At 76.4% G+C, this 6,926-nt stretch carries 6 protein-coding genes and 1 riboswitch; all 6 genes read right to left on the bottom strand.

Annotated elements, in window-relative coordinates; all coding sequences use genetic code 11:
* A partial coding sequence (locus tag AOK18_RS04770; RefSeq protein ID WP_420865580.1) for a cobyrinic acid a,c-diamide synthase CobB occupies positions 1-713 on the bottom strand: 713 nt, incomplete at its 3' end.
* Positions 707-1,306, bottom strand: a complete 600-nt coding sequence (cobO, locus tag AOK18_RS04765) for a cob(I)yrinic acid a,c-diamide adenosyltransferase (RefSeq protein WP_055574263.1) — start codon at positions 1,304-1,306, stop codon at positions 707-709. The genes cobO and AOK18_RS04770, both read right to left, overlap by 7 nt.
* Entirely contained in the window at positions 1,306-3,333 is a 2,028-nt protein-coding gene (locus AOK18_RS04760) for a putative cobaltochelatase (protein WP_055693481.1), read from the bottom strand. Before AOK18_RS04760 ends, cobO begins: the two co-directional genes overlap by 1 nt.
* Before the next feature lie 148 nt (positions 3,334-3,481).
* On the bottom strand, positions 3,482-5,059 hold the full coding sequence (locus AOK18_RS04755) for a cobyric acid synthase (protein WP_055693480.1): 1,578 nt from the start codon (positions 5,057-5,059) through the stop codon (positions 3,482-3,484).
* The gene (locus AOK18_RS04750) at positions 5,056-6,042 is read right to left on the bottom strand and encodes a cobalamin biosynthesis protein (RefSeq protein WP_055574817.1); all 987 of its coding nucleotides are present in this window, start codon (positions 6,040-6,042) and stop codon (positions 5,056-5,058) included. The genes AOK18_RS04755 and AOK18_RS04750 overlap by 4 nt, the downstream gene beginning before the upstream one ends.
* 125 nt (positions 6,043-6,167) lie before the next feature.
* Positions 6,168-6,306: riboswitch (cobalamin riboswitch) on the bottom strand.
* A 250-nt stretch (positions 6,307-6,556) separates the two neighbouring features.
* Entirely contained in the window at positions 6,557-6,778 is a 222-nt protein-coding gene (locus AOK18_RS04745; protein WP_055574818.1) for a hypothetical protein, read from the bottom strand.
* Between the last annotated feature and the right edge of the window lie 148 nt (positions 6,779-6,926).

Genomic DNA, 6,926 nt, shown 5'->3' with positions numbered 1-6,926 from the left:
AGGTCCCCGGCCCGGCGGGCCAGCGCGACCAGCGCCTCCAGGTCGCACCCGGCGGCCACCTGCACGGCCATCGCCGCCACCGCCTCCACCGCGTCGTCCCGCCGCTCGGCGACCGGCACCAGCCCCAGGTGCCGCGACGGCGTGCCGACCCGCGGAGCCCGCCGCACCACGCCGAGCACCGGCACCCCCGACGACTCCAACGCCTCCCGCAGCAGCGCCTCGTGACGGTCCGACGCGACCTTGTTGAGGATCACGCCCCCGATCCGCACCTCCGGATCCCACGTCACGAACCCGTGCACCAGCGCCGCCACCGACCGGGACTGCGACGACGCGTCCACGACCAGCACCACCGGCGCCCGCAGCAGCTTCGCCACCTGGGCCGTGGACGCCAGCTCCTCCTGCCCCGCGGCCCCGTCGTACAGCCCCATCACGCCCTCGACGACCGCGATGTCGCAGCCGCGCGCCCCGTGCAGGAACAGCGGGCCGACCAGGCCGGGCCCGCACAGGTACGCGTCCAGGTTGCGCCCCACGCGCCCGGTGGCCAGCGAGTGGTACCCGGGGTCGATGTAGTCCGGCCCGACCTTGTGCGGGGACACGGCCAGGCCCCGCGCGGCGAGCGCGGCCATCAGCCCCGTGGCGACGGTGGTCTTGCCGCTGCCCGAGGAGGGCGCGGCGACGACCAGCCGGGGCACGGACGACGCGGACGTCACCACTCGATGCCCCTCTGCCCCTTCTGCCCCGCGTCCATCGGGTGCTTCACCTTGGACATGTCGGTCACGAGGTCGGCGAAGTCCACGAGCTTGTCCGGCGCGTTCCGCCCGGTGATCACGACGTGCTGGGTCCCGGGCCGATCGCGCAGCACCGACACGACCTCGTCGGTGTCGACCCAGCCCCAGTGCATCGGGTACGCGAACTCGTCCAGCACGTACAGCCGGTACGTCTCGGCGGCCAGGTCCCGCTTGACCTGCTCCCAGCCCTCCCGGGCCTTCTCCTCGTTGTCGAGCTGGTCGTCCCGCTGCACCCAGGACCAGCCCTCGCCCATCTTGTGCCAGTCGACGCTGCCGCCCTCGCCGGAGGCGCCGAGCACCCGCAGCGCGTTCTCCTCGCCGACCTTCCACTTCGCCGACTTGACGAACTGGAACACCCCGACCGGCCAGCCCTGGTTCCAGGCCCGCAGCGCCAGCCCGAAGGCGGCCGTGGACTTGCCCTTCCCGACGCCCGTGTGCACCATCACCAGCGGCCGGTTGCGCCGCTGACGCGTCGTCAGCCCGTCCTGCGGTACGACACTCGGCTGTCCCTTCGGCATTACGCCGCCCTCCTCGTTCTGGCCCCCTGCACATCCCTGACCACCCCGGCGATCGAGTCCGCCCGCAGCTCGGCGGGCGTCACCGCCGTACCGCCCAGCTCGTCCGCGAGCCGCCCCGCCAGACCCAGGCGCACCGGTCCCGCCTCGCAGTCCACGACCACGCAGGCCGTCCCCTCGGCCGCCAGCAGCCGCGCCGCCCGCCCGGCCAGGGCGACCGGCTGCGGGCCACCGGTGGCCCGCCCGTCGGTCACCACCACGACCAGCGGCCGCCGCGCCGGGTCCCGCAGCCGCTCCACGCGCAGCACCTCGTGCGCCCTGAGCAGCCCCGCCGCCAGCGGCGTACGCCCCCCGGTCGGCAGCGACTCCAGGCGGGCCGCCGCCACGTCCACGGACGAGGTCGGCGGCAGCGCCACCTCGGCGGCCGTCCCGCGGAAGGTCACCAGCCCCACCTTGTCCCGCCGCCGGTAGGCGTCGAGCAGCAGCGACAGCACGGCACCCTTCACGGCGCCCATCCGCTGCCGCGCGGCCATCGATCCGGAGGCGTCGACCACGAACAGCACGAGATTGGACTCGTGGCCCTCCCGCACCGCCTGCCGGAGGTCGTCCCGCCGGACCACCAGCCCCGGGCCGCCGCGCCCGCGCGCCCGCTGGTGCGGTGCCGCAGCCCGCACGGTGGCGGTCAGGTGCAGCTTGGTCAGCGCCCCCCGGGGGCGGTGCGCCCCCGTGGTCCGTCCGCGTTCGGTCCTCGCCCGCGACCGCCGTCCGGCGGCCCCCTCGCCGACACCGGGGACGCTCAGCACCTTCGTGCGGAACGGCTCGGAAGCCCGCGCCGGGGCCCGCCCGCCCGCGCCGCCGGGTCCCGCCTGCGGCCTTCCGTCCCCGTCGGACCCGGGCCGCGCGGCGGCGTCACCGTCGCCCGGCGGGCCGCCCTCGGGCTCCGGCTGCCCGCCGGGGCCGCCGGGACCCGGCCCGTCGTCGTCGCCGTCCCCGTCGCCCTCCGCCCCGTCCCCGTCCTGCCCGCCGAACTGCTCCAGCGTCTCGTCCAGCCTGTCCTCGTCGAGCCCCGGCGCGTCGAACGGGTTGCGCCGCCGCCGGTGGGGGAGGGCCAGCAGCGCGGCCTGCCGCACGTCCTCGGCCAGGACGTCCGTCCGCCCGGCCCAGGCCGCCAGCGCCGTCGCGGTGCGCGCCATCACGATGTCGGCCCGCATCCCGTCCACCTCGAAGGCGGCGCAGGTCGCCGCGATCTGCCGCAGCGCCGCGTCGCCCAGCCGCACCGACGGCAGCAGGTCCCGCGCCGCCGTGATCCGCTGCCGCACGGCGGCCTCCTCGCCGGCCCAGCGCGCGGCGAACTCCTCCGGGGCGTCGTCGTAGGCCAGCCTGCGCCGCACGACCTCCACCCGCTGGTCCGGCTCCCGCGAGGCCTTGACCTCCACGGTCAGCCCGAACCGGTCCAGCAGCTGGGGGCGCAGCTCGCCCTCCTCGGGGTTCATGGTCCCCACGAGCAGGAAGCGCGCCGCGTGCCGTACGGAGACACCCTCGCGCTCGACGTACGAGGCGCCCATGGCGGCCGCGTCCAGCAGCAGGTCGACGAGGTGGTCGTTCAGGAGGTTGACCTCGTCGACGTACAGGATGCCCCGGTGGGCGTCCGCGAGCAGGCCCGGTTCGAAGGCCTTCACGCCCTCCGCGAGCGCCCGCTCGATGTCGAGGGCGCCCACCAGCCGGTCCTCGGAGGCGCCGACCGGGAGCTCGACGAGCGCCGTGGGGCGCCGCGCCCCGGGACGGGACTCGTGCGGCCCGTCGGGGCACGACGGGTCCGGGGCGGCGGGGTCGCAGGAGAACCGGCAGCCGGGCACCACCTCGGTCTCCGGCATCAGCGCGGCCAGCGCCCTGACGGCCGTCGACTTCGCGGTCCCCTTCTCCCCCCGCACGAGGACGCCGCCCACCCGGGGCGACACCGCGTTCAGCAGCAGGGCCAGCCGCAGGTCGTCCTGTCCGACGACGGCGGTGAAGGGATAGGGCGTACTCACGCGGTGATCACTCCTTCGGATGGTGTCCGACTGTCCGGCCCGGCCCCGGGCCGCGGGGCCGCCGGGACCGGGGCCCCTCCCGCGCCGGCACGGGGGCCGCACTCTTGGCGCCCCGCCGCCGGGTCGGCGGCGGGCGGCGGCACGGCGCTCACGCGGGCGCTCCCGGCGGAACGAACGGCAGTCCCGGCGGGGCGCCGGACTCGATGAGCCGCCACAGCGCGTCCGTGTCCGCGTGCTGTTCGATCAGATCGCCGAGCCGGTCGAGCCGCTCCTCGCGCAGCGCGGCGAACGAGGTGCCCGGGGCCGGGACGAAACGGCGTCCCGCGGCGGCGGCCACCTCGCGCAGGAAGGCCCGGCGGAAGCCGTCCGACTCCAGCGCACCGTGCCAGTGCGTGCCCCGGGTCTGCCCGACCCGGCAGCCGTCCAGGCCGTGCCCGCCGTCGTCGGAGAAGAACGCCTCGCCGCCCCGCACGTCGGCGACCCCGTGATGGATCTCGTAGCCCTCGACGTGCTCGCCGAGGGCCTTCCCGGCGGGCCGCCCGAGCGTCTTCTCCCGCGCGAACCGCACCCGCACGGGCAGGATCCCGAGCCCGTCGACCCGGCCGGCGCGGCTCTCCACGTCGTCCTCGATGCGCTCGCCGAGGAGCTGGTAGCCCCCGCAGATCCCGAGCACGGGCCGCCCCTCGGCCGCCCGCCGCAGCAGGGCGTCCGCGAGCCCGCGCTCCCGCAGCCACCCGAGGGCCCGTACGGTGCCGCGGGTGCCCGGCACCACCACGAGATCGGCGTCGGCCAGTTCCTCGGGCCGGTCCACGAAGCGGACCACGACGCCCGGCTCCGCGGCCAGCGCGTCCACGTCCGTGAAGTTGGACATCAGCGGCACCGCGCACACGGCGACCCGCAGCACGTCCTCGCCGGCCGGCGCGGTGACCGCGGACTCCCGTACGGCGCCCCGCAGGGACACCGACAGCCCGTCCTCCTCGTCGATGCCGAGCCCGTGCCGGAAGGGCAGCACCCCGTACGTGCGCCGCCCGGTCAGACCGTGCAGCATGTCCAGGCCCGGCTCCAGCAGCGAGACGTCGCCCCGGAACTTGTTCACCAGGAAGCCGGAGACCAGCTCCTGGTCCTCGCGCGACAGCAGCGCCACGGTGCCGAAGAAGGAGGCGAAGACCCCGCCGCGGTCGATGTCGCCGACGACGAGGACGGGGAGCGAGGCGTTCCTGGCGATCCCCATGTTGACGATGTCGGTGCGCCGCAGGTTGATCTCGGCCGGACTGCCGGCCCCCTCGCAGATCACCGCGTCGTACGTGGCCCGCAGCTGCGCGAGGGAGTCCAGCACCGTGTCCAGCAGCCGCTGCTGCCGCCCGCCGTGGTAGCCGCGCGCGCTCATCTCGCCGACCGGCCGGCCCAGCAGCACGACCTGGCTGCTGCGCTCCCCGCCCGGCTTGAGCAGCACCGGGTTCATCAGCGCGGTCGGCTCGATCCGGCAGGCCTGGGCCTGCATGGCCTGCGCCCGCCCGATCTCGGCGCCCTCCCGCGTCACGAACGAGTTCAGCGACATGTTCTGCGCCTTGAACGGCGCGACCTTCACGCCCTGCCGCGCCAGCCACCGGCAGATCCCGGCGGTCACCACGCTCTTGCCGGCGTCCGACGTCGTGCCGGCGACCAGCAGCCCGCCACCCGTCCTCCCGGTCGTCGTACCGCCCGCCGCGCCGTACGCGCCCGTCATGCCGCACGCCCCTTTCCACGCGCCCCGGACAGGGCCCGGGCGACGGCCCGCGCCCCGATGCGCGCGGCGACGCCGGCGCCGAGTGCCAGCCAGCCGACGCGCCGCGAGAGCCGTACCGCGCGGTCGATGTCCGCCACGCTCACGGCACGGCCGCCGCCGTTGAGGACGGGCCGGTGCTCGACCCGCCCGGCGTAGGACAGCGTCCCGCCGAGCCGCACGCCGAGCGCGCCCGCGAAGGACGCCTCCACGGGCCCGGCGTTGGGACTCGGATGCTTCGCGGCGTCCGCGCGCCACGCCAGGACGGCACCCCGCGGATCCGGCCCGGCGACCGCGGCGAGCACGGCGGTCAGCCGCGCCCCGGGCCACCCGGCGACGTCGTCGAGGCGCGCGGAGGCCCAGCCGTACCGCAGGTGGCGGGGCGACTTGTGGCCGACCATGGCGTCCAGGGTGTTGACGGCCCGGAACCCGAGCAGCCCCGGCACCCCGGCGACGGCGCCCCACACCAGGGCGCCCACCACGGCGTCGGAGGTGTTCTCGGCGACGGACTCCACGACCGCGCGGGCGATCCCGTCGGCGTCCAGCGCCTGCGGGTCCCGCCCGCACAGGTGCGGCAGCCGCGCCCGCGCCGCCTCGATCCCCTCGGCGGTCCCGGACTCCAGGGCGCGCCCGACGGCGCGGGCCTCCCGGGCCAGCGACGTCCCCCCGACGACGGCCCAGGTGGCCGCGCCGGTCAGGGCGACGGAGGCGGCGGGGGAGGAGCGTACGCAGCGGGCGGCCAGGCTGCCCAGGGCGACGGCCCCGCCGACGCAGACGGCGGTGTGCAGCGCGCCCCGGCCCCGGTCGTCCTGCCACAGAACCCGTTCCACGGCAGCCGCGGCCCGCCCGAAGACGGCGACCGGATGCCCTCGGCGGGGATCGCCGAGCAGCAGGTCGCCGAGGAGGCCGGCGGCGGCGCCGTACGCGAACTCGCGATCGGCACGCATGGGTTCAGCCGGTGGGGGATCCGGCGGGAGTGATCGCCCCGAGCCGGGGCGGAGCAGCGCTGGTCGACCTCGACAGGCAGCCGGGCATGGCGGTATGTCCTCACTCAGGGTGTCCACGCCCTGGTTCGACGAGACCGGCGGTGGGAGTTCCTGGCTCCCGGGGTCGTTCACCCCGGTGACAGTGGCGGGACCGCGCCGGATTCGCACCGGCTTCCTCTCCTGCCGCCGTAATGGCTCCGGCAGTCCACCACGGTCCGGAAGAACCGTCAACTTGCCGTTGACCTGCGGGGCTGAAGTGTGCTGAGGCCCACAGGGGGAGTTCCGGAGGGGGAACCGCGCCGGGGGCCCGCCGCGGGACGGGATGGTCCGGGAACGGCGGAACGGGCGGCACGGGGGCACCGTGCGCCCCGCACCGCCCGCCCGCCGGACGGCACGACCCCGACCGGAACACCGGTCGGGGTCGCGCTCCCGCGTCACACGCCGCCGGCCGCGCCGGACGGCCGCCGGGCGGGGGTCAGGCCATGATCAGGTAGATCCCGTACGCCACCGCCGCCGCGCAGGCCGCGAAGCAGGCGTAGGCGCCGGTGACCGCCAGGACCGCGGACTGGCCCTGGGCCGCCGCCCGCTCACGGCGGGACAGACCGGTGATGCCCAGGGTGAACAGGGCCACCAGGGCCACGGTGACCACGAGGCTGACGCCGAAGACGGAACCGAGGGCCGCCCAGTCGATCTTCATGGTGCTCTTCTCCTACGTGTCTTCCTGGGGCTCAGACCGTGGTCTTGGCCGGAGGGGCCATCGGGTCGGTGGGGGCCGGGATGGTGGCCGAGAGCTCCTCGGCCACGAGACCCGAGGGCGGGGGGGCCACCGCGGCCATGGCCGCGGT

Source organism: Streptomyces prasinopilosus (assembly GCF_001419695.1).
Lineage (GTDB): Bacteria > Actinomycetota > Actinomycetes > Streptomycetales > Streptomycetaceae > Streptomyces > Streptomyces prasinopilosus.
This window is presented reverse-complemented; position numbering and strand designations above follow the sequence as displayed.

Coding starts and splice junctions, on each gene's coding strand:
- cobO (WP_055574263.1), bottom strand. CDS start 1,306: ATGCCGAAGGGACAGCCGAGTGTCGTACCGCAGGACGGGCTGACGACG.
- AOK18_RS04755 (WP_055693480.1), bottom strand. CDS start 5,059: ATGACGGGCGCGTACGGCGCGGCGGGCGGTACGACGACCGGGAGGACG.
- AOK18_RS04750 (WP_055574817.1), bottom strand. CDS start 6,042: ATGCGTGCCGATCGCGAGTTCGCGTACGGCGCCGCCGCCGGCCTCCTC.
- AOK18_RS04745 (WP_055574818.1), bottom strand. CDS start 6,778: ATGAAGATCGACTGGGCGGCCCTCGGTTCCGTCTTCGGCGTCAGCCTC.